The 26,259-nt window shown below is 43.6% G+C and carries 20 protein-coding genes and 1 pseudogene; 19 read left to right on the top strand and 2 right to left on the bottom strand.

The window, feature by feature from the left end; all coding sequences use genetic code 11:
* Positions 1-66: 66 nt before the first annotated feature.
* The gene (locus H6F42_RS13510; RefSeq protein WP_190399892.1) at positions 67-1,053 is read right to left on the bottom strand and encodes a permease; all 987 of its coding nucleotides are present in this window, start codon (positions 1,051-1,053) and stop codon (positions 67-69) included.
* Positions 1,054-1,522: 469 nt separating this feature from the next.
* Between H6F42_RS13510 and H6F42_RS13515 the strand changes: the two genes are divergently transcribed.
* The 9 genes and pseudogenes from H6F42_RS13515 (at position 1,523) to psaK (ending at position 11,826) form a co-directional block, all read left to right on the top strand.
* Positions 1,523-2,707 (top strand): HEAT repeat domain-containing protein, encoded by a 1,185-nt coding sequence (locus H6F42_RS13515; protein ID WP_190399893.1) that lies wholly within the window; start codon positions 1,523-1,525, stop codon positions 2,705-2,707.
* Between the two features lie 788 nt (positions 2,708-3,495).
* A pseudogene (locus tag H6F42_RS22315) lies at positions 3,496-3,654 on the top strand (30S ribosomal protein S16); the annotation flags it as partial.
* 267 nt (positions 3,655-3,921) lie between these two features.
* Positions 3,922-4,707, top strand: a complete 786-nt coding sequence (locus H6F42_RS13525; RefSeq protein WP_190399895.1) for a YoaK family protein — start codon at positions 3,922-3,924, stop codon at positions 4,705-4,707.
* A 158-nt stretch (positions 4,708-4,865) separates the two neighbouring features.
* Positions 4,866-5,546, top strand: coding sequence for a hypothetical protein (locus tag H6F42_RS13530; RefSeq protein WP_190399896.1), 681 nt, complete (start codon positions 4,866-4,868; stop codon positions 5,544-5,546).
* 2 nt (positions 5,547-5,548) lie between these two features.
* Complete coding sequence (locus H6F42_RS13535) at positions 5,549-5,782, top strand: hypothetical protein (protein ID WP_190399897.1); 234 nt, start codon at positions 5,549-5,551, stop codon at positions 5,780-5,782.
* A 279-nt stretch (positions 5,783-6,061) separates the two neighbouring features.
* Positions 6,062-8,035, top strand: a complete 1,974-nt coding sequence (locus H6F42_RS13540; protein ID WP_190399898.1) for an adenylate/guanylate cyclase domain-containing protein — start codon at positions 6,062-6,064, stop codon at positions 8,033-8,035.
* A 361-nt stretch (positions 8,036-8,396) separates the two neighbouring features.
* Positions 8,397-9,515, top strand: a complete 1,119-nt coding sequence (locus H6F42_RS13545) for a fatty acid desaturase (protein WP_190399899.1) — start codon at positions 8,397-8,399, stop codon at positions 9,513-9,515.
* 248 nt (positions 9,516-9,763) lie between these two features.
* Positions 9,764-11,380: a transglutaminase domain-containing protein gene (locus tag H6F42_RS13550; RefSeq protein WP_190399900.1), complete on the top strand. Its 1,617-nt coding sequence runs from the start codon at positions 9,764-9,766 to the stop codon at positions 11,378-11,380.
* Positions 11,381-11,553: 173 nt separating this feature from the next.
* Positions 11,554-11,826, top strand: a complete 273-nt coding sequence (gene psaK, locus H6F42_RS13555) for a photosystem I reaction center subunit PsaK (protein ID WP_190399901.1) — start codon at positions 11,554-11,556, stop codon at positions 11,824-11,826.
* Between the two features lie 79 nt (positions 11,827-11,905).
* Here psaK and H6F42_RS13560 read toward each other — a convergent pair whose 3' ends face one another.
* Positions 11,906-12,505: a nitroreductase family protein gene (locus H6F42_RS13560; RefSeq protein WP_190399902.1), complete on the bottom strand. Its 600-nt coding sequence runs from the start codon at positions 12,503-12,505 to the stop codon at positions 11,906-11,908.
* A 219-nt stretch (positions 12,506-12,724) separates the two neighbouring features.
* Between H6F42_RS13560 and H6F42_RS13565 the strand changes: the two genes are divergently transcribed.
* The 10 genes from H6F42_RS13565 (at position 12,725) to H6F42_RS13610 (ending at position 26,213) form a co-directional block, all read left to right on the top strand.
* Entirely contained in the window at positions 12,725-13,933 is a 1,209-nt protein-coding gene (locus H6F42_RS13565; protein WP_190399903.1) for a 4-hydroxy-3-methylbut-2-enyl diphosphate reductase, read from the top strand.
* A 154-nt stretch (positions 13,934-14,087) separates the two neighbouring features.
* Positions 14,088-15,371 carry a Glu/Leu/Phe/Val dehydrogenase gene (locus H6F42_RS13570; protein ID WP_190399904.1) on the top strand — a complete coding sequence of 428 codons (1,284 nt, stop codon included), beginning with the start codon at positions 14,088-14,090 and terminating at the stop codon, positions 15,369-15,371.
* A 296-nt stretch (positions 15,372-15,667) separates the two neighbouring features.
* On the top strand, positions 15,668-17,959 hold the full coding sequence (locus tag H6F42_RS13575) for a DUF1796 family putative cysteine peptidase (protein WP_190399905.1): 2,292 nt from the start codon (positions 15,668-15,670) through the stop codon (positions 17,957-17,959).
* Positions 17,960-18,167: 208 nt separating this feature from the next.
* Entirely contained in the window at positions 18,168-19,202 is a 1,035-nt protein-coding gene (locus H6F42_RS13580) for a metal ABC transporter substrate-binding protein (RefSeq protein ID WP_190399906.1), read from the top strand.
* Between the two features lie 107 nt (positions 19,203-19,309).
* A complete protein-coding gene (locus H6F42_RS13585) occupies positions 19,310-20,050 on the top strand; it encodes a metal ABC transporter ATP-binding protein (protein WP_190399907.1) in 741 nt (246 codons plus the stop codon).
* Positions 20,051-20,154: 104 nt separating this feature from the next.
* Complete coding sequence (locus H6F42_RS13590) at positions 20,155-21,009, top strand: metal ABC transporter permease (RefSeq protein WP_190399908.1); 855 nt, start codon at positions 20,155-20,157, stop codon at positions 21,007-21,009.
* A 245-nt stretch (positions 21,010-21,254) separates the two neighbouring features.
* Positions 21,255-22,088, top strand: a complete 834-nt coding sequence (locus tag H6F42_RS13595; protein WP_190399909.1) for a universal stress protein — start codon at positions 21,255-21,257, stop codon at positions 22,086-22,088.
* Between the two features lie 374 nt (positions 22,089-22,462).
* Positions 22,463-24,733, top strand: a complete 2,271-nt coding sequence (locus tag H6F42_RS13600; RefSeq protein WP_190399910.1) for a transglycosylase domain-containing protein — start codon at positions 22,463-22,465, stop codon at positions 24,731-24,733.
* Between the two features lie 177 nt (positions 24,734-24,910).
* Positions 24,911-25,186 (top strand): HU family DNA-binding protein, encoded by a 276-nt coding sequence (locus H6F42_RS13605; RefSeq protein WP_009625627.1) that lies wholly within the window; start codon positions 24,911-24,913, stop codon positions 25,184-25,186.
* Positions 25,187-25,286: 100 nt separating this feature from the next.
* Entirely contained in the window at positions 25,287-26,213 is a 927-nt protein-coding gene (locus H6F42_RS13610) for a glycosyltransferase (RefSeq protein ID WP_190399911.1), read from the top strand.
* Positions 26,214-26,259: the final 46 nt, after the last annotated feature.

Genomic DNA, 26,259 nt, shown 5'->3' on the forward strand with positions numbered 1-26,259 from the left:
TCCTTAATTATAATTTGCAATCTAAATAGGAAGATGTGCGACGCGTCGCGTCGCACATCTTCCTATTTAGCGAATTTGAAAGTTGATAAATAGACAGCTTAAAAAAGTTAGCTGGGCTGTAAGTAAAAACATATAAATCACAGCCCGTTTTTGGAAAATCGTTAAGATTAATCCGATCGCCTTGAGGTCAATCGTGGGGCCAAAGACCAGAAAAGCTAACAGAGAGCCACTGGTAAAAGTCGAGGCAAAGGATAGTGCAAAAAAGGCATCCACAGTGGAACAGATCGAGACGATCGCTGCCAAAATCATCATCGCGACAATCGAGCTAACTTGCCCCTGTCCGAGATTAAGAATAATATCGCGCGGAACCCATACCTGAATAATGGCGGCGATCGCACTGCCCATGACCAAAATTGCCCCTAGTTCGCGCATTTCCGCCAGAGTATTATCTAGCAGCAAATTTAAGCGATCGGGCAAAGATTTTGTAGCAATGCTTTGGCTGGTCGCATAACCCGATAAATCGAGCGGTTTGCTGGTATCTTCCCCCAAAAAGAATGTTCCCACAGGCACAGCCCCCGCCTTGATCTTAGCTGCTGGCAAAGCGATCGCAATATTAGGCTGTAAGATTGGGCGCAAATCCTTTTGACTACTAAAGACCATCGCCACAATTGTGGCGATCGCCAAAGATAACACCACTCGCAAAACCGCAATTTCAGGCTGATCGCGAAAGGCTGTCCAAGTTGCCCAAATCACCACGGGATTAATCGTCGGAGCCGCAAGTAAAAAACTCACGGCAACTGAAATTGGCGCTCCCTGAGAAATTAACCGTCTTGCCACAGGCACATTGCCACATTCACATACAGGGAACATAAATCCCAATAAGCTACCTGCTAATGCGCCAAGCAATGGATTTTTGGGTAAGATCGCTATAAGTTTACGCTCATCTACAAATATTAATAAAGCTCCTGATAGTAAAACCCCCATCATTAGGAAGGGAATAGCTTCCACAAGGAGACTCAAAAACAAAGTAAATGCGCTGAGAAGTTGGTTCATAGATGCGCTATTTTTTAGCAACCAAGACTAAAGAGTAAGACACAAAATAGCGTAGCCATTTGGGGTCTTTAAAACCCTGACTGTCCGAGTCGTTATATTACCAATTTTTAGACTAACAAATTAGACTAACAAATAAGCAGCTAGGCGCAATTAAATATAAAACTCTAAAAGCTGTGACGCACTCGCAGCGTGCGCCACAGCTTTTAGCTGTATTTTTTGATTCTGCTGCGCTAGTCAATCCTTCAAAAATTACTTAAGTTTTGCGAGACTATTCTCGTAAAATATACAAATAAGTAGCTGGGCGCAATTAAATATAAACCCTCAAAAGCTGTGGCGCACGCTCAGCGTGCGCCACAGCTTTTAGTTTGTTTTTCTAATTACGCCTAGCTACTTAATGCCGATAATCTTTGATTGTTGTGATGGGTAACGGGACTAAACCAAGTATCAAGGCATAAATAGGACAGACGCTATGAATACGCAAGAACCGAAAATACCTTCTAAAGTTACCCATAACGCCAAAATCACGCCACCAAAAATCGAAGACTATCGGATACCCGCCTCCCCCGGTTATGCTCTACCCGAAGATCGTCGGATTATGACTGCCCCTGAGTTGGGAGGCGAATCGGCAATTTTAGCGGAATTTGATGCCGCCGCCCGATCCGATCAATTTTCCGTGGCTTTACAAAAACTGATTCGTTGCCGCGATAACGTAATTCCAGCTTTACTAGAACGCCTTGAAAGTGATGACGTAGCTGTCGCCAAAAAAGCTGCGATCGCTTTAGGTTATTTGCGATCGCCCCTCGCCATATCCTCCCTAATCGAAGCTACAAAAAATCCCTATAGGCAAATTCATTGGCAAGCCGCTTCGGCACTAAGTTGGATCGGCAGTTCTGAAGCCATTAATGCTTTAGTCAAATTATTACGCCACCCTTCCATCCAAGTGCAAGCCGCAGTCGCCAAAGCTTTAGGGAGGGCGAGCTTGCCTGCGGTATCTCCCTTAGTTGATGCCCTCAAGCATAGCGATGATATGGTCAAAGTCCATGCAGCGCATTCTTTGGGGCAAATTAGCTCCCCCCTAGCGGTAACCACTTTAATCGAAACCCTCGAAAATGGTAGCAAATCTGTACGTTTTGAAGCAGCTTGGGCGTTAGGACAAATTAAATCGCCATTATCCGCCAATTCCTTAGCAAGCTTACTCACAGAAAATGATATTAGTGTGCAGTCTCAAGCAGTACAAGCCCTAAAAAATATCGGCGTTCCCGCGATTTCCGCAGTGGCTAAGATGCTGAATAATTCCTCTAGTCATACGCGGAGTGTGGCGGCGCGTACCTTAGGTCAAATCGGCATGGAAGAAGTAGTCCCCTTACTCGCCAAGATCCTTAGAGAAGATGAATATGCCTATGTCCGTTGTGATGCAGCCCTTGCCCTTGGAGAAATTGGCACCCATGACGCGGTATTTTATCTTTCTCAATCTTTAAAAGACCGCGATCGCTCAGTTCGCAGTGCGGTATTAAGAGCTTTAGCCCAAGTTAATTCTCCAGAGGCTCAGGAAATTTTACATAATGTCAAATTTTCTGTCTCAATCCCCAACTATTCTGTGTCCAATGTCAAAGATTTTGGGGATGAGTCAGACTTTACGATCATCCAAAGCTAGAAGAAGAGTGGCGGCGCGAAGCGCCGCCACTCTTCTTCTAGCTTTGTGTCCTAACAAAAATGGCAACAACGATAAAAGACAAGAAAAAAGCAAGCGATCGCTTGCTTTTTTCTTGTCTTTTATCGTTGCATAGGATAATCTATGTATACTGTATACAGTAATTTTGAATATCAATGCTCGCTTATAGCAATTTTTCGGAATGCATTATTCCGTGAAGCCGCAACAAATCAAGAAGTAAAGATTAGTGATTTAAAATACGATCATCTTTAGATTGTGCTGTTCTAATGGAGCGCAACTGTAAAAGATCTAGTAATAATTTTTTGCAGTAATTCAATGCTTGTTTATGGGATTTAACTATCGTTCAGGCTTCAAGAAATAGTATTGGTATTCATAGTGGTTAAATCACTAAGTAAAAAAATCACTAAGTAAAAAGTTTTTCATTCTCAAAAGAGGAGTTTGTACATATGTCTAAGAGAGATTTTCCTTCTTCTAATTCTCAGTTGATTGCTAGATTTAGTAGATTTTGCTTGGCAACTATCCTGATGCTAGGTTTATTTTTCGGTAATGCCCTTCAGGTAAATGCTGATGGGTCTGTTCCTGTTAGAAGCATTACCAATGAAAGTGCCATGCCATCTTCATTGCTATTAGCTGATGCGGCAGTTGAGGAAACCGAAGAAGTTGTAGAAACTCCAGAAGAGAAAGCTGCAGCTAAAAAAGTTAAAGAAGAAGCCAAAGCTGCGGCGAAAGCTGCTAAAAAAGCTGCCAAACTAGAAGCTAAAAAAGTTAAGGAAGCCGCTAAGTTGGAAGCCAAAAAGTTGAAGGCTGAGAAAAAAGCTACTGAAAAGAAAGAAGTTGAAGAAAAAGCTGCCCCTGAAGAAGCATCAGCCGTAGAAAGTGTAGAAGCTCCAGCCGTTGAAGCAGCTCCTGCCTTAGAAGCTACTCCTTAATTTCTGTATAGCGATTTGCACTTTGCTGTAGGCAAAATGCAAACTCAAATCCCTTACAGATATTACGTGGAAACCCTAGTCTGTCTCTCATCAGGGGAGACAGACTAGAGCAATATAATTGCAATTCCATGTTTTACTGTCCAGTCTGAAAGCTAGAAATTATTGCTACTTTCTAGCCACACTTTTTAGGCACAGCGTAGGAATCGAGACAATTCTTAAACGGGTTCTAGAAAATAATTGAAGTCAGACGTGTTTCGAGACGAACAAATGACATCTGTAATTTCGCGATCGCCCTCAAAATTTAGTATCACAGCTTTTTTGATTAGTGATAAGCCCGCAGGTTTCTTACTGAGTTGGGTTGCTGGATTTGTGGACACTTCCGCATTTATTATTCTGTTTGGACTTTTTACAGCCCATGTTACAGGCAATATCGCCTTGGCAGGTTCTTCGTTTGTAAGTTCGGACGCAGAGACAACAATTACCCGTTTAATCATGTTGCCGACATTTGTGGTGACGGTGGCGCTAACTTCTATTCTTGCACGCTATGCGCGTCGTCAACAATGGTGCGTTTTTGGAGTTTTGCTGACGGCTGAGGCGATCGCCCTTGCCATTTTTTTGACGATCGGGACGACTCTTTCGCCAGCTTTATTATTGGATGTGCAGGAAGAATTAATCTTGCCGATTGGTATTTCTGGTGTGATTGCGATGGCAATTCAGAACGCTTTAATGAAGGAAGCAAGAGGTGTCTTTAAAAGTTATATCCCTACTACGGTTATGACGGGAAATACAACTCAGTTAACTATTGATGTGGTGCAGTTTTGTAGCGCTAAATTAGCTAAGGAACAGAATGAAGTTACTAAGCTAGAAGCCGCCGAGTCCCTTGAGAGAATTGGTCGATTTGTCCCCACGATTGTCGGTTTTGCTCTGGGTGGTTTGCTAGCGGCTGTGTTTGTTTTAGTGTCCGAGTCTTGGTGGAGCTTAGTTTTACCTTTAATTGCGATTTCTATTTTAGCGATCGCTGCCTTTGTCGAGCATTTTCGTCAACCCGTTTAGATTTCTCCAAGATTTCAATCCCCTATATCCATAGCTAGTAATGTTAGAACCAAACCGAAACCGAATAGAGAGTTGCGATGCTTAGCATCGCAACTCTCTATTCGGTTTCTTGATCGACAACATCCATAAATCAAAGTTCAATATTAGGAAAAAAGAAAATGAAACAACGTTTTTTATCAGTCATTATTAGTGCGTTAATGATTGTGAGCTTGCTATTTAGTAACGCAACTCAGGCTCAAGCAATCTCTGGCTCCGAGGCAATGTTAGTGGCGGCGGTTAGTGAAACTGAGTCTGCGATTGAAGCGCCAGAATCATTAGCACCAGCAGAAACTGAAGTACTAGAACCAATAGTTGAAGCAGAAGTAACTGAGACTCCAATTATTGCTGAAGAACCTACGGCTCCCCAAGAATCCGTAACTCCTACGGCTACGGACAGCACAACGGATTTATTGCAGCAACTAGAAACAGAAATCTTGCCCCAGATTGCCAGTGTGCTTACTCCTGAGCAACAAGAGGAGTTTGCATCTAAAGTTGCGGCAGGAACTAGTTTTCGGAAGGCTTTTAAAGCAGTGACCCTTACTCCTGCTCAAAAGACTAAGCTAAGTACAGTGTTTAAAGCTATTCCTAAAAAAGATATCTTTGCAACTTTAACTCCTGCTCAAAAGAAACAACTATTTCTAAAAAATAAGCAGCTTTTTATCCCTACGGCTGAACAGATTGGCGCAAAAATGAGTGCAGGCAAGCAAATGGCTGGTGGTAAATCGTCTTTTGCTCCTTCCACTGAGGCGATCGTCGAAAAAATTAATTCTAAAATGAAGTTTGCTGGAGAAGAAAAATAGCAATGGATATTCATCTCTCCGATCGCGTTTACGATTGGCTGTTATTAGTAGGAGCTATTGTTACTTCGATCGCTTTATATTCATTCCTAGAAAAAATTGCGAGAGCCCTATTTTTTCCTTTAGCGACTTTAGCGATCGTCTTAATTCTGGCAAAGGTTGTTTTTGGAGTAACGCCTGATTACCTCTGGCATAACCTCATTCACCTATTGCGAAGATTTAGTAATAGATTTTTCTAACCCCAAATAAAGGCATTCATATACTTGACACACCAAATATTTAGAACCCCCTCTAACTCCCCCTTGGAAGGGGGAGAACTCAGACTTCCCCCCTTCCAAGGGGGGACTGAGGGGGGTAAGAATTTGTAAAGTGCGTCAAGTACATTAACGCCCAAATAAAGGCGGCGCATTGCGCCGCCTTTATTTTTAATTAAAGGTGTAGGCTTTGCCCACACCTTTAATTCTGGACAAGGAAGGCAGTAGGATTGCTATAGTCAATTTACAATAGCTGAAAATATAATGAAAGCTAAGATCACAAATAAGTTAAAAGCTTTATCTAGCCCCAAATTTATTGGCTATGCATTGGTTGGATTGATTGCGGGGCTTGGGGCGATCGCCACAGGATTTGAGCTAAACGAAGTCCAGAGCCTTGAGCGTCAAACCCAATCAGCATTTTTTAACTGGCGAGGTACGATCGCTCCTCCCAAAGATATTGTGATCTTAGCGATCGATGACATCTCCCTCCGTCAAGGTGAATTTTATGATCCAAAAGTTCGTCCATTTTTAGAACCCTTTCGCACAACCACATGGAAGCGTGTAGTCTATGCCCAAGTCCTCGAAAAACTAGTCAAAGCGGGAGCCAAAGTCGTCGCCTTTGACATTTTGTTTGTCACTCCCGGAGATCATGGCAAAGAGGATGATGACAAATTTCAAAAAGCAATTACGAAGTATGGCGATCGCGCGGTATTTGCAGCTAGCTATGAGGTTACGCAGATTGGCGAAGCGAGTATCTTGCAACTAGCTTCGCCTGAATCTATTTTCAAGATTAAACCTAACACCCTCGGACTAATAAATTTTAAAGCGGAAGTTACCACTAATATCCATCGTCTAGGTGTGCAACCACCTGCGGACAGTGGCTTGCCGAATGTGCCTACCTTTGCTAGTTCTATTTTAAATGTTGCCAAGATTAGCTATCCACAACCTAAAGGCGACGGGATTTATTTCTTTGGAGGAGTGGATACTTGGACAAATGCTCAACAGCAGATTCCGTTTTATTATGTAGTCGATCCTGAGAATTGGAAGAGTGAGCAACTTCAGAATGGCAAATTTTTTAAAGATAAAATTGTATTGATTGGGGCAACTGCTGCGTCTAAACAGGACATTCAAAACTCGGCAATGGGAAGGATGTCAGGGATTGAAATTCATGCCAATGCGATCGCCACCTTAATGCAAGGTAAAAGCATGTTTGCTTTATTCCCAAATCCTGTGCATAGTGGGCTATTTATTTTCTTGTTGGTGGGTATTTCAGGAACCCTTCTTTGTCTACTTAAGCGCCCAAATATTCAGATTTTGGCATCTTTAGGGATTGCGATCGCGTGGTTTGGAATTGGTTACGCCAGCTTTGTGTATGGCAGTGCGATTCTACCTGTCGCAATTCCTGCGATCGCCATCAGTTTAAATGGAGTAGCGCTGTTAACTACAGGTTCCATTGCGGCTCAAATTGATAAACTACTGCTGCGCCGTACTCTAGAGCGCTATGTGGCGGCTCCCATTGTCGAGGAAATCGTCAATCAGCCTGAAGGATTTCGGGACTTGTTAGAGGGGCGTACCATCAAGGCGGCGGTTCTCTTTTCCGATATTCGTGGATTTACCACACTCTCTAGCCGTCTACCAGCTAAGGTTCTCATTCAACAGCTTAATACCTATCTAGGCGGCATGGTGGATGCAATTTTAGAATATCAAGGCACAATCGATAAATTTATCGGTGATGCGATTATGGCGGAGTTTGGCTCTCCTGTTTCCCGAGGTGAAAAGGCGGATGCCATGAATGCGGTTAATGCGGCTCTCAATATGAGAGCTGCATTGATGGAGCTGCGTAAGGTTTGGCAGAGTGAAAAAAAAATTCCCTTCTCCAATGGTATTGGCATTAATTATGGAGAAGTGACTGTTGGTAATATTGGCTCGGCTCGTCGCCTTGAATATGCGGTGATTGGCGATACGGTTAACGTGGCAAGTCGGGTCGAAGGCATGACTAAGGATTTAGGAACCGACATTGTCATTACTGGCAATCTTTACGAGATTGTTAAGGATGAAATTGATGTGGTGGATTTTGGCGAACATGCTTTAAAGGGAAGAGTTGGCAAGGTGAGACTTTATGGTGTGATCGGGTTAAAAGGATGCGATCGCCAAGTTTACGAGCAAGTCCAAACCGATCTCAAGCGTCATACGGCCGTAATCGATATTCTCAAAAAAGGACAAATCCCATCACTCTAATACTAAAAGGACTCATACCAAAACCCTATGGCAAAGCAAGAGTTATCCAGTATAAATCAACCCCCCAAAAGCGAGTTGCGGCGCGAAGCGCCGCAACTCGCTTTTGGAGGTTTATGTCCTAAGCAAAACTTCCATTGCTATAAATAATTAGGGGTACGCTACGAAGTCGCACACCCCTAATTATTTAGGAAGAAAAGTAGAATAAAAAACAAAGAATAGAAGCTAAAGCCTAAAAAATAGCCGATTTTAAGCTGATTTTCGGATATTTGTTACTTAAACAGGCTTTTTCCATAACCTTGACATGGTAAGTCTATAGAGGGGAAATTTCAGCACCCTAGTAATCCCTTTCGACCTCTACCTAATGAATATCGTTGATCAAAAAAGTTTGATGACCCAGTCAGACTATGTCAAAAAACTTCGTCCATTATTACCACCAGAAGCTTTTTTAGCAGATCCCAATAAAGTCTGGATTTTGCTTATAAATATGATGATAATGATCGTCGGTTGGGCGATCGCTTCATACCTAGATCGATGGAATTGGTATTTACTATGGCTATATTTACCCATTTCACTGGTTATGGCAAATAGCATTATTGTCTTGTCATTTAGTACTCACGATTTACTACATAGTTCGGCAATTAGTAATCCTACACTTCGTCGCGTAATTAGTCTTTTAGGATTTACCATGTCATGGATGCCGCCAACTCTATGGAAAGCAGTTCATAATCGTGAGCATCACAATAAGACTAATGCCGAACAAGATCCTGATCGCAACTATTTATATTCACAACCAAATAGTTGGGGAAAATGGGTTCAAAATATCTTTGTCCCCTCTTCAGAAGTTAATCCAATATTATTAGTAATTGGCATGGCTCATGCTTGGGGAGTACATGTATTTCGCAATTTGACATCAGTATTGTTTTTTAATAATCGCTCGGCTGAATATCCCGTATTTGCTTTTAGTGTTAGTGAAAAAGAACGTAGAGCGATCGCGTTAGAATTATTGGTTTTAGTTGCTTTACATTTAACGATTTTTCTTGATCTTGGGTTCTCCCCAATCAAGATTTTATTAAGCTACTTTCTACCAATTTGGATAGGATATGCTGGCTTAATATTTTATATTTACACTAATCACATGTTATGTCCAATGACTGAGCAAAATGATGTTTTAGTTAATAGCCTATCTCTTCGTGTACCGAAAATATTTAATGTTTTACATATCAATTTTTCCTATCATACCGAGCATCATATTTTCCCAGGATTGAATCCAAATTATTATCCTCAAGTGCAAGAATTATTACTAGCTCACTATCCCGACAAATTTAATCTGATGGATGCGGGGCAAGCATGGAAATTAATGCTACAGACACCAAGGCATTATTTGGATCAAAATACTTTTACAGATTGGTCTGGTTCCAAAATCGTACCTTGCCCCGATTTGAGAGCGCAAAGCGCTCAAGCTCAAGTTCAGAAATTTTAATACAGTGTTTCTGTGCAACACTTTACCCAAGAAGTGAGTGGCGGCGCTTCGCGCCGCCACTCACTTCTTGGGTTTTGGTTTGTCCTACTGCAAGTGACTACAGCTATAAGACTTGAGATATACTAATCCAATTATCACAACTGTTACCTTCGCTACGGAAGTAATGTTGCTTTTAAAGTCAGATCAAGATTTGTGGAAAGTTCAAAATCTTTCTAGTTTTATCCGTCTACACAACAGCCTAATACCCTATGCCTAGCTTACCCAGCACGATTTATCCCGTTGGCGCTTACAACCTTCACGGTTTAGTGTGGCTAAATGATGCAAATATTGGCAAACCCTATGCGCTTTGTGTTGATGCCTATCAAGGGCATCTACTCAAAATCGATCCTTTTTCCGAAAGCGCAACAGTAACCAATAATTACACCGCTTCCGATTTTCGAGATGCCACTGGTTTAGCGATCGCTGGAGAAACTTTGTGGATTGCTAAGGACAATGGGATTTATTACTGCGACATGGTTGACTATGAACTGCAACCATTTATGGAACTCCCTAATCGAGTAGATGGAATTGCCGTATCGGAAGGCGGAGTCTATGTCAGTTCGAGGGAAGTTGGTAAAATCTTTGTATTTGGACGCGCCACTCGCACTTTGCTCAGGATTATGGACGCTCCCGGTGCAGGATTTGAGGCTCTAACCTTGTTGGGTGAGGAATTATGGGTCAGCGATCGCGTAGAAGAAACAGTCTATCGCCTCAATGCCAAAACAGGTGAAGTTTTGCAGCGAGGGCTAACGCCATTTCCCAATGCGACAGGGTTAGGATTTTTAGGAAATGACTTATATGTAGTTTATTCAGGAGATGAAAACTACATTCGCGAAAGTCCTAACGATTTAGATGAACCATTTTCTGTGGCTGCTCGCGAAAAGGTCTTCATCCATCAACTCAAATTCAATCAATATCAGGAAGAAAAATTAAACTATACGCTCACCACGGGCTATAAAGTGGAAATGATCTATCTTGAAGAACTTTCTACTGAAGATCCTACCTCTGTTTACAACCTCACTTGGCGAGTTGCCTATCCGACGGATACCTTTCGCCAAAAGTTATTAGCGATCGAGCCAATTGGAATTCCCTTTGAAGAGGAAATTGTCGATGGTCAAAAAGTTGCTGCTTTTAAGCTAGGCAACCTTAAGCCTGAAGAAGCCAGAATGTTTGGTTGGAAAGCAACTTTGGAACTCTATGGCATCAAGTACGAACTCAAGGAGAACGAAGTGGAATATGTCCCTGAGCTATCGCCAGAGATGCAGAAGCTTTATCTGGTGGATGATGATGGCTTAAGTATGGACAATCCAATCATCCAAGCTGCTGCCCAAGAAGCCGTGGGTGAGGAAACTAACATCTTGCGGAAGATGCGACTGATCCGAGATTATGTATATGACAAGCTTTCCTATCGAGTTACGCCCTATATTGCCTCGCCCGAAGAAGTGATTGTGAGAGGCACTGGCTCCTGTGGCGAATATGTGGGCTTATTGCTAGCTTTAGCAAGATTAAATGGAATTGCTTGCCGCACGGTCGGGCGCTATAAATGTCCCCATGAAGGTGAACTGATGCTAAATATCCCTCTACATCAGTATTACAATCACGTTTGGATTGAATTCTATATTCCTAGTATTGGTTGGTTACCAATGGAATCTAATCCCGACGATACAGGCGAGCGCCCCTATCCGACGCGCTGGTTTATGGGGTTACCTTGGTATCATGTGGAAATCGGCAAGGGAATCTTTTTTGAAACCATTCAGCCCCAGCCTTACTCCATTGGTGAACTAGCCTTAAATCATGTACGGTTTAAAATTCTTGAAGAACTCTAAAGAGTTAGATTGCTGATGACGTGGCTTTGTCGCGTCATCAAAGTGGGTGTTGTAAACGATTACAAAGTTTAATGAATTTAGCTTAAGAAGAATTTTCTGATGTCTACCTAGACCCTAGGATTAGGGAAGTTAAAAAATTTTTTATAGGTAATTAGACTTAGGAATTTAAATATATGACACATTTAACACTTAACTTACTCGCTGCTGTTCCCGCTACCCCTACTTGGTCTGTTGGCGTTGGCTTGATTATGATTACTGCAAATGTATTTGCGCTAGTGGTAGGTCGTTATGGCATCAAAGTTAAGGGTGTTGGCCCCAGCTTGCCCGTAGGATTACCTGGATTGTTTTCTGGCTTTGGTATACCCGAACTACTTGGTGTTACTAGTTTTGGTCATATTCTTGGGGCTGGCTTAATTTTGGGATTGGCTCAAGCTGGTTTGCTTTAAGGCTTCGCCACAACATCGCAACATAAACAATCAAATTTTTGATAGCACGGCGAAGCTGTGCTATCAAAAATTTGATTGTTTATATAAATTTAGCTGAACTTCCCCATTCTCCTGTAAATACGAAGCTAGCGAGGGGCTGCCGATCGCGTGGAGCTTTTTCCTTCTCTTGGAGATCCGCAGGTAAGTTACTAGTCTCTCCCGCATAGCCGATCGCGATCGCGGCAATTGGACGAGCCGTTTCAGGAATATTAAATGTAGCGATCGCCTTATCCGCATCAAAACCGCCCATTTGATGAGTTACTAAGCCCAAAGCTGTAGCCTGTAACGCTAAAGTTGCCGCCGCTTGCCCTGCATCATATTCACCCCAAGCATTTGGCTTGTCATTATGCTTAAAGTTTTTTTGAGCTACTACAAAACCCAATACGGGTGCAGCTTGCGCCCATGAGACGTTAAAAGGCACAAGGCAATCTAGAAGTTTTTGATAGTTCACCGTATCGTCTTTAGTCGCCACAATAAAGACCCAAGGTTGATCATTAAAACAGGAAGCTGACCACCTTGCCGCCTCAAATAGTTGGGCGAGTTTTTCAGTTTCTACAGGCTTACTATCAAAGGCGCGAGGACTCCATCTCTGGGCGATTAAGGGATGAATTTCATGATTTGTAATTGCAGGATTTTCCATGTTAATAATTTGCGGGATTTCTAAGTAATTTAAGTCAAATTTTGATGAAGCTACAATCTTTTTCTATTTTATAGTGCTTGACACTGATGTTTGACTCACCCAAGAGCATGGCATCTCAAAACCCAAAACAAAAGTGGTGGTGAGAAGCGCCACCACTTTTGTTTGCTCACTACAACGTTATAATACTTTCAGCACAATTACCTAGGATCATTTAAGCGCATGGATAATACGCTCGATACGCAAGCGATGCGGAGAGCATTGCAAAAGTCCCCCAACTATTTTCGCAACGGCTTTGGGCATGGAGAAGAAGCCGAATCCACGATGCGATCGCAGTATCATAGTGACTTGATCCAGACAATTCGCGAACATGACTATGTTTATACAGAGGGAAATGTGACGATTTATCTCGCCAAATCCTTTGGCTTCTGTTGGGGAGTAGAACGAGCCGTAGCCATGGCGTATGAAACTCGTACCCAGTTTCCCAATGAGCGCATTTGGATTACCAATGAGATTATCCATAATCCTTCTGTTAATTCCAAATTAAAGGAAATGGAAGTGCAGTTTGTGCCTGTAAATGAGGATGGGAATAAGGATTTCTCTGGTGTGGCACAGGGAGATGTGGTGATTTTGCCTGCCTTTGGTGCAAGTGTTCAGGAAACGCAGCTACTCGATAACCTTGGCAGTAAGATTGTGGATACGACCTGTCCTTGGGTGTCAAAGGTATGGAACCGCGTCGAAAAGCATAAGAAAGCAGATTTTACTTCCATTGTGCATGGGAAATATAACCATGAGGAAACGATCGCTACAAGTTCCTATGCGAAGCGCTATCTAGTGGTGCTGAATATGAAAGAGGCGGAATATGTCACCAACTATATGCTCAATGGTGGCGATCGTCAAGAATTTCTAAATAAGTTTAGTAAGGCGATGTCCGCGGGTTTTGATCCTGACTGCGATCTAGAACGGGTTGGTGTAGCTAATCAAACCACAATGCTCAAGGGGGAAACGGAAGCGATCGGCAAATTGTTTGAGCGCACGATGATGCAGAAGTATGGTGTAGAACACCTGAATGAGCATTTTCTCTCTTTTAATACGATCTGTGATGCCACCCAAGAGCGTCAAGATGCGATGTTCGAGATTGTGGAGCAACCGCTAGACTTAATGATTGTGATTGGTGGTTACAATTCCTCGAATACGACTCATTTACAAGAAATTGCGATCGAGCGTAATCTTCCTTCTTATCACATTGATGATGTGCATCGGATTATCTCCGCCGAAATCATTGAGCATAAGCCCCTAGGCAAGGCGATCGAGCAGTCTCCCAACTGGCTCCCCGATGGCAAAGTCACGATTGGCATCACTTCGGGCGCGTCAACACCTGATCGCGTAGTCGAAGATGTCATTTACAGAATTTTTGACCTTAAGGGTTAGTTTGCTACAAAAAAGCCCTGCTTTGCAGCGCTTTTTTGTTAAACCGAAAAGAGAGATAGCTTCGCTATCTCTCTTTTCGGTTTTGTTTTTCTAACTAGACCAAGCATTGCTATATCATTGAGAACTGTTGAAACACAATTATCTGGAGGTATTTGTGTCAGAGTCTTTATTTGATCAAGCTAGTGAACGGCTAGCTGATGCGATCGCCCATGTGCATATTTCCGAAGATGCGATCGAACGCTTAAAATCGCCCAAGGCAAGTCTACAGGTTTCTATTCCTGTACGCATGGACAATGGAACTTTAAAAGTATTTCAGGGATATCGAGTACGCTACAACGATCTGCGGGGACCTACCAAAGGCGGTATTCGCTTTCATCCTAAGGTCAATATGGATGAAGTTACATCCTTAGCCTTTTGGATGACCTTTAAATGCGCGGCGGTGAATTTGCCCTTTGGTGGCGCAAAAGGCGGCGTAGCCGTTGATCCGAAGCAACTATCTAAATTTGAATTAGAACGCCTCAGTCGGGGCTATATTGATGCGATCGCAGACTTTATGGGAGCCGATGTCGATATCCCTGCGCCCGATGTGCAGACCAACGCCACGATCATGGGCTGGATGGTGGATGAATATAGCACCATTCAGCGCAAGCTCTGCCCTGCGGCGATTACAGGCAAGCCTTTAACGATGGGAGGCAGCATTGGGCGCGAAGCGGCCACGGGATTAGGAGCTTTCTTTGCGATCGAGACTTTAATGCCATTACTCAAAATGGAACGTTCGCAAACTACGGTAGCAGTGCAAGGCTTTGGGAATGTGGGCGCAGCGATCGCAGAAGCCATGAGTAAAGCGGGCTATCGTGTAGTGGCTGTAAGCGATTCCAAAGGGGGAATCTACTCTAAAAAAGGACTAGATATTCCTAGCATTGTCCATTATAAAAATTCTACTCGTTCCTTTCAAGCGGTTTACTGCCAAGATTCTGTATGCAATATTGTCGAACATGACACCCTTAGCAATGAGGAATTGCTCGAACTAGATGTCGATATCTTGGTTCCTGCGGCGCTGGAAAATCAAATTACGGAGCATAATGCCCATAAAATTCGCGCCAAATATATTTTAGAAATTGCCAATGGTCCCGTAACTCCTGCCGCCGACAAGATTCTCGAACGTCGAGGCATCATGGTTTTTCCAGACATCTTGATCAATGCGGGGGGCGTAACCGTGAGCTATTTTGAGTGGGTACAAAATCGCAGTGGTTTTTATTGGACTCTAGAAGAGGTAAACGATCGCCTTAAGCAAAGTATGGTGACTGAAACCTTAAGGATTTGGGAAGTTGCCCAGCAAAAGCAAATTTCGATGCGAACCGCCGCCTATGTCCATGCTCTAACTCGTCTCAGCGATGCGATCGACGCTAAAGGAACAAGGTCTTATTACGCGCAGTAATTTACAGCGCTTTGCGCTCAAATCCAAACCAAAAGATTTTTTAAAGTGTTGCAAAGCAACACTTTAAAAAATCTTTTGGGGTTCGTTTGATCAGGAATTGTTGGCAGCCAATATGAGAGACGGTACGAAGCGCCGCCTCTCATATTTAGATTTTTGCTGTAATTTCTAAAACAGACTTGAAGCGCATTAAATGCTAGTTTAAAAGTTAATTTAAAAAGTGGTTAATACTTACAACTTCTATTGCTATAGAAATTGTAAGTATAATTACTCCTTTCCTATCCAGAGAAGATATTTCTATGTATCGATTTCAGGTAAAAGCACCCACTCAAAATGGGGAAATGATTGGTATAGTTGGCTCGATTCCACAATTAGGATCATGGGATCTCCAGAAATATCTGCCTCTACGAACATCTGGTGCTAGTTACCCAATTTGGTGGGTAGATTTTGATATAGATCCCTCCAGTATTTCTAATATTGCAAGTAACTCAGGATCAAGTGAGTCTGAACTTGATCCTCGAATTGAATATAAATATGTTCAAGTGGCCGCTAATGGGAAAGCCAAATGGGAAACAGAAAGCGCAGTAAATCGCTGGGTTCCCATTGAGCCTGAATATATCAACTCTAAAGATTCCACCATCATTGTGGATGATGGTGCTTTTGGGTATATTCACGCATTCCCCTACGGCTATTTTGACAAGGCGATCGCTTCCCCAACTAACCAAAGTTCCCAAATCACAGCTAATGGACTCAAGGTGTTAGTTCTGGGTAGTTCTGTCGCAATGGGTTGTAGCTCTTGGCTACTCAAGGGTTGGGCTAGTCAACTAGGAAAAGCTCTACAGGAAAAGTATGGACATCAACTGGTCAATAAATCGCAACTGGGAGCCAATGTCACCAGCACGATTGAGCGCTTTGCTTCGGTAGTTGCGCCAGAAAAACCCGATATTGTGATTATTTCGCTATCGTTGGGGAATGAAGGTTTAGCCCATTGTCGTCCCCACGATCGCCGAGCCGTGCAACGTCGCTTTGAGAGTGGCTTACTGCAATTAATCAAAATGACCCAAGATCTAGGCGCAAGCCCTGTACTGGGTGGACTCTATCCCCACAGTGACTATACCCCTGAGCATAATTGGCTATTGCGCGATACACACAGTCGGATGCTGAATTGGGGCGTGCCGATCCTCGATTGGCTCGATGTCTTGGATAATGGCTATGGGCGTTGGAAATATCAAACCTCTCTGGATGTCGCTCACCCCAACACCGCAGGGCATCGCCTCATGTTTGAAGCGATTGACCTGAAGATCTTTCAAACCGATCGCTTATCTAGCGAATGGCAATCATTTTTGCAGAGCAAGAGTAGTGAAGAGATATCCATCTATGAAGATAAATATGGATTTAAAATCCTTGCCAATCCAGAAGCGCAAACCTTGCGAATTATCAATAAATCGGAGTATGAATATAACATCACTCCCACTTGGAAAGAGCTGCAAGAAGCTCTCAAACGTAAGATAAGCTTACCCCTCGGCTCCTATATTGCCAAAAATGATGATCTGGGTGTCTTGCCTCTCTTGACGATTGGATTTAATGGTTCCATTGATAACACCATCAAGATTCCCATTGGCGTAGATTTGCAATACTGCTCAGCCCTAAAGTTCTTTTCTCCCCAAGTTTCCGATATCATTTACTATGACGGGCATTTAGGGATTCTCAAGGAAAGCGAAAACACGATTCGGATTATCAATGAATCCGATGAGGATTACAATATCCATCCGATGTGGAAAGAAGTTCGCGCCGCCCTCGTTGCCATGCCTGCGGGTGTGTATCACGATCCCACTGATCCTGAAGCCCCTTTTCGGACAATGATGATTGGCGAAAAAGGCTTAGAGAGTCGGGTCAAGGCTCCTGCAAAATCAACAATGCTGCTTAATTACAAATGCAAGCTCTCGGAAGTTAACCGCATTGCGATTTTACCTCTAGGCGATCGCTGTGCGGCGAGAATGCTGCTCTACAAAATGGAGTATGACGGGCCTGCATTCCCCTTTGATCTGGCGCGATCGACGAATTTAGGCGATGTCACGGATATGGTGGTCAATGATTTTCAGGATATGTGGAATCCCGCCTATCTGCATTACAATCAAGCTGAAAATCGCATCTATCATTCCAAATGGTCAGGATTATCCTTTGGACATGAGATTGAAGATACTGATGATCCCAATCATGATATGCAGCCTATCCACGATCGAATGCGGGTGCGTTACTCAGCGAGAGCAAAGAGATTTCTCTATACTCTAAATCATGCGGATGAGATTCTATTTGTGCGTACTGGGATCACTAATCGCGATTATGTTCTCGATCTCATGAAGAAGTTACAGATCAAATGTGCTGGTAAGCCTTTTAGGGTATTACTCATTTCCCAACAGAATTCTCAAGAGTTTACGGATATTCCCCATCTCATTCATTACGATTTGCACTTTAGTCCAGACTGGATGTATGACAGCCAAGATTATTGGATGGAATGTACAAAAACAATGAAGGGTATTCTCGAATCTCTTGGCATATCGAGCCAAAATTTATTTTGGTGTCCACCCTAAAAAATTTATAGGCGGCGCTTCGCGCCGCCTATAAATTTTGGCTTTATATTCTAATTTGCGGTTTTTTAAAATTTTCTGGTATCACCTAAAGACTGAGTAGACTGCAAAAAAAAGGCGGCGCATTGCGCCGCCTTTTTTCATAATCGTTTCATTTTTTAGAGCTATCTGTGTTATATTTTAAAAAATGAAACGATTATGAAACGTAATCATGGAGCTTCAACTTAGGTCTAAGCAAATCTACTCATCAAGCGCAATTTCCAAACAGAGCGTATTTAGTTGCCATGCGGTTTGGATTGGGCTGATGTTGATGATTGCCACTAGTGCATGTAGTCCGCAGGCAGGCTCAGATATTTCAAATCCAAATAATTCTAGTGTGAATAATTCCACTAGTAGCACCACTAGTCGCCAAAACCCAAAGGGGCAGAAAGTGATCCTCACCACCTTTACGGTGCTAGCGGATATGGCGCAAAATGTGGCGGGAGATAAGGCGATCGTGGAGTCCATTACCAAAACTGGGGCAGAAATACATGGCTATGAGCCAACACCCAGTGACTTTCGACGAGGTCAAGGCGTAGACCTAATTTTAGATAATGGACTGAACCTAGAACGATGGGCGGAAAGATTTTATAACAACTTTCCCAAAGTGCCGAGATTAACTCTTAGTGAAGGCGTACAGCCCGTAAATATTGCCGAAGATGCCTATCAAGGGAAACCCAATCCCCATGCGTGGATGTCGCCCCAGAATGCTTTGATTTATGTGGAAAATATTCGCAAGGCGCTCGGCAAGCTCGATCCTCCTAATGCTGCGACCTATGACGCAAATGCTAAGGCTTATAGTCAGCAAATTCAAGTGATCGAGGCAAAGCTCAAGCAAGCAATTTCCGTCATTCCTGCCGATCAGCGTTATATCGTCAGTTGTGAAGGTGCATTTTCCTATCTAGCCCGTGACTATGGCTTAAAGGAAGTCTATATTTGGCCAGTGAATGCCGAGCAGCAAGCCACACCTAAGCAGGTACAAAAGGTAATTGACACGGTAAAAGCGAAGCGCATTCCTGCGGTATTTTGCGAAAGTACAGTCAGCAATGAAGCGCAAATGCAAGTAGTCAGAGAAACAGGTGCAAAATTTGGAGGAGTCTTTTTTGTAGATTCCCTTTCTCCTCCCGATGGTCCTACACCCACCTATCTCAAGCTTTTGGAATACAACGTCAATACTTTAATCCAAGGTTTGCAAAGTTCTAATTAAAGCAACTGATTGACTCAAAAATTGACTCACCAATTGATTCACAAAATAGACAATTCAGCGTAAACAAAAAATCAAAATACAAAAAATCAAAATAAAAGATAAAAAATATGGAAACTATCAGCATTGATATTGAAAATGTCACCGTTGCCTATCATGGCAAAGTCGCTCTACATAAAGCGAACTTACAACTAAAGGCAGGCACAATTTGCGGTTTAGTGGGCATGAATGGAGCAGGAAAATCCACTCTATTTAAATCCGTTATGGGTTTTGTTAAGCCTGCCACTGGTCGCGTGCTAATTAATGGCTTACCGATTCGCTTAGTTCAAAAAAATAACCTTGTCGCCTATGTACCCCAAACAGAAGAGGTTGATTGGAACTTTCCCGTTAGTGTCCATGATGTGGTGATGATGGGGCGCTATGGCTATATGAACTTTTTGCGTATTCCCCGATCGCCTGATAAATTAGCGGTACGCGATAGCCTAGAGCGTGTGCAGATGTGGGATATGCGCGATCGCCAAATTGGCGAGCTATCGGGCGGTCAAAAGAAACGCACTTTTTTTGCGCGAGCTTTAGCCCAACAGGCGAAGATTTTACTTCTTGATGAACCCTTTGCGGGGGTTGATGTTAAGACCGAAAAGATGATGATTAATTTGCTAATGGAATTACGCGATGCAGGCTACACCGTGCTAGTTTCAACCCATGATCTAGATTCCGTTAATACTTTTTGCGATCAGGTAGTTCTCATCAATCGCACGATTCTCGCCTATGGTCAAACCTCGGAAGTCTTCACGGAAGAAAATATTGCCCGTACCTTTGGAGGCTTTACACCGCGCTATGTCCAAGCCTAATCAAGAGAATTTTTAAGATGGCTGCAATGCAGCCATCTTAAAAATTTTCCTATGGTTTTATCTATCAAAAAAGTAAATATAGGGATTTAAGGAAGTTAACAATTATGGAACTTGTTCAATGGTTTACCGCACCTTTGCAATATGGCTTTATGGTCAAGGCGATTTGGGTTAGTGCCTTAGTGGGGATTGTCTGTTCCGCACTTTCCTGTTTTATGATTCTCAAAGGCTGGGCTTTAATGGGGGATGCTGTATCCCATGCGGTACTTCCGGGGGTAGTCCTAGCCTACGTGATGAATATTCCCTTTGCGATCGGTGCTTTTGTATTTGGGGTGGGTTCGGTAATTGCGATCGGTTTTATAAAATCCAATACGCGCATTAAAGAAGATACAGTTATTGGCTTAGTATTTACGGGTTTATTTGCTCTAGGCATAGTTTTAGTTTCTAAAATCAAAAGTACCGTTGATCTAGGACATATTCTCTTTGGTAATGTTTTAGGAATCGCCGATCGCGATATTATCCAAACCGTCATCATTAGCCTAATTACCTTAATCACCTTGGCGATATTGCGAAAGGATTTAATTCTGTTTTGCTTTGATGCCACCCATGCTCGTTCTATTGGACTAAATACCAATTTCCTTTATTACATTTTGCTGTCTTTATTATCCTTAACTGCTGTAGCGGGGCTTCAGACCGTGGGCATCATTTTAGTGGTTGCCATGTTGATTACCCCCGGGGCGACAGCCTATCTCTTAAGCGATCGCTTTGACCACATGATTTTGATTGCAATGGCTTCGGGGATGTTTTCGAGTGTTATGGGAACTTACATTAGCTATCACATTGATGGCTCTACGGGAGGCTGTATCGTCGTTTTGCAAACTCTGTTATTTATGGTTGCCATGATTTTTGCGCCAAAGCATGGGATGTTAGCGCGATCGCATCAACAAATTATCGAATCTTAGTTAATTAGAGGCTATGCCTAGCACAGCCTCTAATTAACTAAGATTTATAGCAGGGCGCAAAGCGCCCCTCTTGTAGCTTATAGCTAGCTATAACCCCACTTTGAATTTTAAGAATCTCAACGTTTTGCAGCGATCGCCTTGTAAGTGAGCTTTACTCAAGATATAGCAACTTTTTTATAGATTACGAGTTGCGCTTCGCGCTACCCATAATCAATTTAACAAACACCCAAAGTCTTAAAAATCCTATGTTCCAACAAATTTTGTTAGCCGTTGATGGTTCAGGGCGATCGCGCGAGATGCTAAACATGCTGCTAGCCCTACCTAGTATGCAAAGATCCCAGATTAACGTTCTCCACATTATCCCCAACTCGATTAACTCGGAATCCGTTACGGAATATCGCCTCGCAGGTGAAAAAATCATCGACAGAGAAATCAAAAACCTGCGTCTGGGTTCCGAAAATAGCACCGTCCCCCTACTCAAAGAAGGTGAACCCAAAGATATCGTTTGCAAAGTCGCGGAAGAACTCAAAGCCGACATATTGATCATGGGATCGCGTGGCATGGGACGCTTGCAGGCGATCTTGGCTAATTCTGTCAGTCAGTATGTCTTCCAGTTATCAGATGCACCGATGCTGCTGATTAAAGATGATGTGTATATTAAGACCATTCGTAGTGTGATGGTTTCCATCGATGCTTCCGCAGCTTCTCAATACAGCCTCGATCTGGCGATTAAACTGGTGAGTGGTGCTAAGGATGTGGAAATTTTCCTCGCTAGAGTGGTTAAGCGTAAAGAAGATGCTAACGCCGCCAATGATCCTGTATTAGCTGAAGCCGCCGCTAAACTCAAGCGGATGAATATCCCATCCAAAACTTTTATTGGTTCTGGGGATGTGGGCAAAGAAATTTGTCGCCTTGCGGATGAATCTAACGCTAGTTTGTTGATGCTCGGTTCTCCCGATCGCCGCCCATCGATCGCCCGCAGTTTACCCGACCTTGATCGTTTACTTGGTACATCTACATCGGACTATGTGCGTGTCAATGCCACAGTTCCTGTACTGCTAACCCGCACCATTGAATAGAATCTACTCCCTTCCCACCCAATAGTTAGTGGTGCGGCGCGAAGCCCTGCACTACTAATTTAAAATGAAGAAATGGCGTAGCCATTTCTTCATTTTAAATTAGTAGTGGGTTTGGTTTTTAAATCATAAAAGTGTTGTCACACTTTCATGAATTGGTATTAATGTCTATTTTTATACTGAGAAGGGAGCATCACTCACAAAAAGCTTGCAAAATAAGCTTTTTGTGATTTTTGAATGGCGTGACTTCGTTGCACTATTTAAAATACTGAAACAAGAAGAGCTACGCTTAGCGTAGCTCTTCTTGTTTCAGTGCATAATTAAATTTGCAGGCATACTCGGAAACTGTGCGTTTATAAATTACGTCCTAGCCATCTATGAAATCGCCGAAATCGCCACCACCATCGTCTCCATCACCACAGGCTAAACCACCAAAATCTAAGTTGATGACTCAGATTTATCAAATGACACAGGTGGTAAATGGGGTATTAAAAATTAATCCTAAAGAGCGTGTACCAAAGCTTGAAGTACGCCGATCGCAAAAGGATAAACCCGAAATTTATGACTTAGTGGGCGATCGCTATGTGCTAGGACGCAGCACCAGTAAGTGTGACATTGTCGTCCAAACACCGCTTGTTAGCCAAGTTCATGCCCAATTAGTCCGCGATCGCTCTCAAAAGAAGGCGCAATTTATCCTGCAAGACCAAGACTCGACCAATGGCATTTATCGCCAAAAGCAGCGCCTTAAATCTGTGCCATTGCGCCACAAAATGAAAATTACGCTGGGTCCCCCTGAACTAGCAGAAGCAGCCACAATTTGCTATATCGATCCGCCGCCTTGGTATATCCGCACGGTGCAGTATACGGGCATCGGCATTGGCGCGATCGCAGGAATAATCGTGCTGGCGATCGGCTATGAACTAGGTAGGGTTCCCGATCTGAAGCCTCTACCCGTTACCCAGCAAGGACCCGTCGAAGTTCTGGCTGGTGATGGCATCAAGCGCCTCGACCCTACTGACATCGCCAACCATACAGAATATGCCACCATTGCTGAGTTTGGGCAGTTTATCCCTAAGGCAGTGATTGCCTCAGAAGATACTTCTTTTTACTGGAATATTGGGGTTGACCCTGTGGGGGTAGCGCGGGCGCTAGTTACCAATGTTCGCAGTCGTGGTGAGCGCTTAGAAGGAGCCAGCACGATTACGCAGCAACTGGCGCGAAACCTACTGGGCAAAACCTATGTGGGGCAGGAGGACTCCGCAGGGCGTAAATGGCGTGAGGCTGCCGCAGCGATCAAACTCACCTTTACTTACAACAAAGATGAGATTATGCGGCTCTATCTCAATCGCGCCTATACAGGTTATGGGGTATATGGCTTTAAAGATGCCGCTAAGCTCTATTTTGGCAAGGAAGCCTCGGAGCTAGATCTCTCAGAATCAGCTACCCTCGTAGGACTATTACCTTCGCCTGAAAATATCAATCCTTTTAAAAACAAGAAAACTGCTCTCGAATATCGCGATCGCATTCTTAATCGCATGGCGGAACTGGGTATGATCACTGATAAGGATGCCGATCGCGCCCGACGTTCCGTCCTTAACCTAAATGAAGCCGCCAAAACAAAGCTCCAAGGCTCGGTAGCTCCCTATTACTACAGCTATGTCTTTGACGAGTTGCAAGACCTCCTCGGCGATAACTTTGCGAGGGAAGGGAATTTAATTGTCGAAACAAATCTTGATCTCACAATGCAAAAAGCCTCCGATCAAGCTTTGCGCGAGGCAGTTGATCGCGATGGCGCAAGTGTCGGTTTTAGCCAAGGGGCGATCGTCACGGTCAATGCCAAGGATGGCTCATTGCTGTCCATGACAGGGGGGGTTGACTACCAAGCTAGTCAATTTAATCGGGCGGCTCAAGCCCTCCGCCAACCGGGGTCAACTTTTAAGTTATTTAGCTATGCGGCGGCCGTTGATCGCGGAATTTCTGCTAACACCACTTTTTCCTGTAGTCCCCATTCAGGGATTATTGGTTGTCACAATGGCGGGAGTGGCGCGATCGATATGTATCGGGGCTTTGCATTATCCGAAAATGTAGTTGCGGTCAGAGTTGCGGAGAATGCAGGACTGGGAAATGTGGTCAAAATGGCAAAGAATTTGGGCATTACTGCAAAGCTAGACGAATCCAGCAACATGGTTTTGGGTGGCAATGAGGTCAAAATCTTAGAAATGGCGGGAGCCTATGCCACGGTAGTGAATGAGGGCAAATATATTAAGCCCCACGCGATCAAACGCATTCTCGATAGTGCCGACTGCAAAAATCCCAAGGATCGCCAAACCTGTCGCGTTATTTTTGAGGCAAGTAATTTTCTCAAGCCACGTCAAGCGATCGATGCGGGTGTAGCTAGCACGATGCTGGATATGATGCGCGGCGTGGTGCAGTATGGCACAGGGCGATCGGCTGCAATCCCCCAAGATACGGTCGTTGGCAAAACAGGAACTACTGATGAAGGGCGCGATCTCTGGTTTGTAGGTGCTGCTCTAAAACGCAATCTCGTTACGGCTGTGTGGTTGGGTAATGATGAAGGGGTGACTAGAGGCTCAAGCGCCATAGCCGCACAGGTTTGGGGTGACTACATGCGCCAAGCAGTGCGCTAACTTCATTTGTAATTTGATGTCGCAGCTTTGCTGCGACATCAAATTACAGAACCATAATGTAAATAAATCTACGAAACTTTGGTCAAAAGCGCTTGACGACTACCATAGGTACTGTAGTATTGATTCCGAATCAATTTCCTAGACATTCTTAATTAAAGCGACATAGGAGCTATTACGATGAATAAAGGTGAACTAGTAGATGCGATCGCCGAAAAGGTATCCGTATCTAAGAAAAATATTGAAGTGATTGTTACTGCGGCTCTTGAATCTATCGTTGATGCCGTTGCTGATGGCGATCGCGTAACTTTAGTTGGCTTTGGTTCCTTTGAGCCACGCGAACGCCAAGAACGTGAAGGACGCAACCCACGCACTGGAGAAAAGATGGTGATTGCGGCAACTCGCGTTCCTGCCTTTTCCGCAGGTAAGCAATTTAAAGAAAAAGTAGTAGAGTAATTCACTCTCAGATGTCAAAAAGGGGACGCAATGCGCCCCCTTTTTTGAAGGTATAATTTTGAGGCGATCGCTCAGAAAAACGGAACAAGGGAGAAAATCTGTGTCGGAAATGTTGTGGTCAGTGGTTGTGCCAACCTATAACCGTCTGCCAATCTTGCAAAAATGCCTTGCCGCATTAGAAAAGCAGACCATAACTCAGCCCTATGAAATTCTCGTTATTGATGATGGTTCCTCCGATGGAACCGTGGAATTTCTAACCGCTAATCGCGATCGCTACCCACATTTGCGCCTCCTCACCCAAGACCATGCCGCCGCCGCCACTGCGCGTAACTATGGCATCGACTCCGCTCTCGGCAAATATATCGCCTTTGTCGATAGCGACATTACGGTTAATCCTGAATATCTCGAAGCCCATACAGGAACCTTAGCTCAAGGCGAAAAAGTTTATAGTTATGGGCGCATTATCAATACTACAAATCTGGAAGCTCCCGATTCTGAGCCAGTACCCTCTGTTCCTGTATTTACAGCCGCAATTTTTGATACCTGTAACTTAGCGATCGCCCGTCAATGGTTATTAGAAGCAGGAAAATTTGATACGGGCTTCTTTCAATATGGCTGGGAAGATTTTGAGCTAGGTATGCGAATTAAAAAGCTGGGCTTAAAGCGCTTAACTTGTGCAGGGGCGATCGCTTTCCACTATCATGCTGCCTTCTCCATCGACAAGATGCCGCGCCTTCTCGATCTCGAAGAACAACGCGGCAGGATGAGTATTATCTTCTATCAAAAGCATCCCACATGGGAAGTCAAGTTAATGATCCAAAAAACTTGGCTACATCTAGCTCTATGGGGCATTCTCACCCTTGGGGGATTGCTTAATGATCGCACGCTTAAGCCTCTACTTACATGGCTATGCGATCGGGGTAAGTCGGAAATTGCGATGGAAATCTTCCGTATTTACATGAATTGGTACACCGTAATCTGGATGTATCGCAATTGGGATAAAGAAAGCAAATTACTATTTTGCTAGATTACATCTCCCACAGAGAATGATGGCGCAAAGTGCCACCATTCTC

The sequence above is a fragment of the Pseudanabaena sp. FACHB-1998 genome, from assembly GCF_014696355.1.
In the GTDB taxonomy this organism is placed as follows: Bacteria; Cyanobacteriota; Cyanobacteriia; order Pseudanabaenales; family Pseudanabaenaceae; genus Pseudanabaena.

Coding starts and splice junctions, on each gene's coding strand:
- H6F42_RS13510 (WP_190399892.1), bottom strand. CDS start 1,053: ATGAACCAACTTCTCAGCGCATTTACTTTGTTTTTGAGTCTCCTTGTG.
- H6F42_RS13515 (WP_190399893.1), top strand. CDS start 1,523: ATGAATACGCAAGAACCGAAAATACCTTCTAAAGTTACCCATAACGCC.
- H6F42_RS13525 (WP_190399895.1), top strand. CDS start 3,922: ATGACATCTGTAATTTCGCGATCGCCCTCAAAATTTAGTATCACAGCT.
- H6F42_RS13530 (WP_190399896.1), top strand. CDS start 4,866: ATGAAACAACGTTTTTTATCAGTCATTATTAGTGCGTTAATGATTGTG.
- H6F42_RS13535 (WP_190399897.1), top strand. CDS start 5,549: ATGGATATTCATCTCTCCGATCGCGTTTACGATTGGCTGTTATTAGTA.
- H6F42_RS13540 (WP_190399898.1), top strand. CDS start 6,062: ATGAAAGCTAAGATCACAAATAAGTTAAAAGCTTTATCTAGCCCCAAA.
- H6F42_RS13545 (WP_190399899.1), top strand. CDS start 8,397: ATGAATATCGTTGATCAAAAAAGTTTGATGACCCAGTCAGACTATGTC.
- H6F42_RS13550 (WP_190399900.1), top strand. CDS start 9,764: ATGCCTAGCTTACCCAGCACGATTTATCCCGTTGGCGCTTACAACCTT.
- psaK (WP_190399901.1), top strand. CDS start 11,554: ATGACACATTTAACACTTAACTTACTCGCTGCTGTTCCCGCTACCCCT.
- H6F42_RS13560 (WP_190399902.1), bottom strand. CDS start 12,505: ATGGAAAATCCTGCAATTACAAATCATGAAATTCATCCCTTAATCGCC.
- H6F42_RS13565 (WP_190399903.1), top strand. CDS start 12,725: ATGGATAATACGCTCGATACGCAAGCGATGCGGAGAGCATTGCAAAAG.
- H6F42_RS13575 (WP_190399905.1), top strand. CDS start 15,668: ATGTATCGATTTCAGGTAAAAGCACCCACTCAAAATGGGGAAATGATT.
- H6F42_RS13580 (WP_190399906.1), top strand. CDS start 18,168: ATGGAGCTTCAACTTAGGTCTAAGCAAATCTACTCATCAAGCGCAATT.
- H6F42_RS13585 (WP_190399907.1), top strand. CDS start 19,310: ATGGAAACTATCAGCATTGATATTGAAAATGTCACCGTTGCCTATCAT.
- H6F42_RS13590 (WP_190399908.1), top strand. CDS start 20,155: ATGGAACTTGTTCAATGGTTTACCGCACCTTTGCAATATGGCTTTATG.
- H6F42_RS13595 (WP_190399909.1), top strand. CDS start 21,255: ATGTTCCAACAAATTTTGTTAGCCGTTGATGGTTCAGGGCGATCGCGC.
- H6F42_RS13600 (WP_190399910.1), top strand. CDS start 22,463: ATGAAATCGCCGAAATCGCCACCACCATCGTCTCCATCACCACAGGCT.
- H6F42_RS13605 (WP_009625627.1), top strand. CDS start 24,911: ATGAATAAAGGTGAACTAGTAGATGCGATCGCCGAAAAGGTATCCGTA.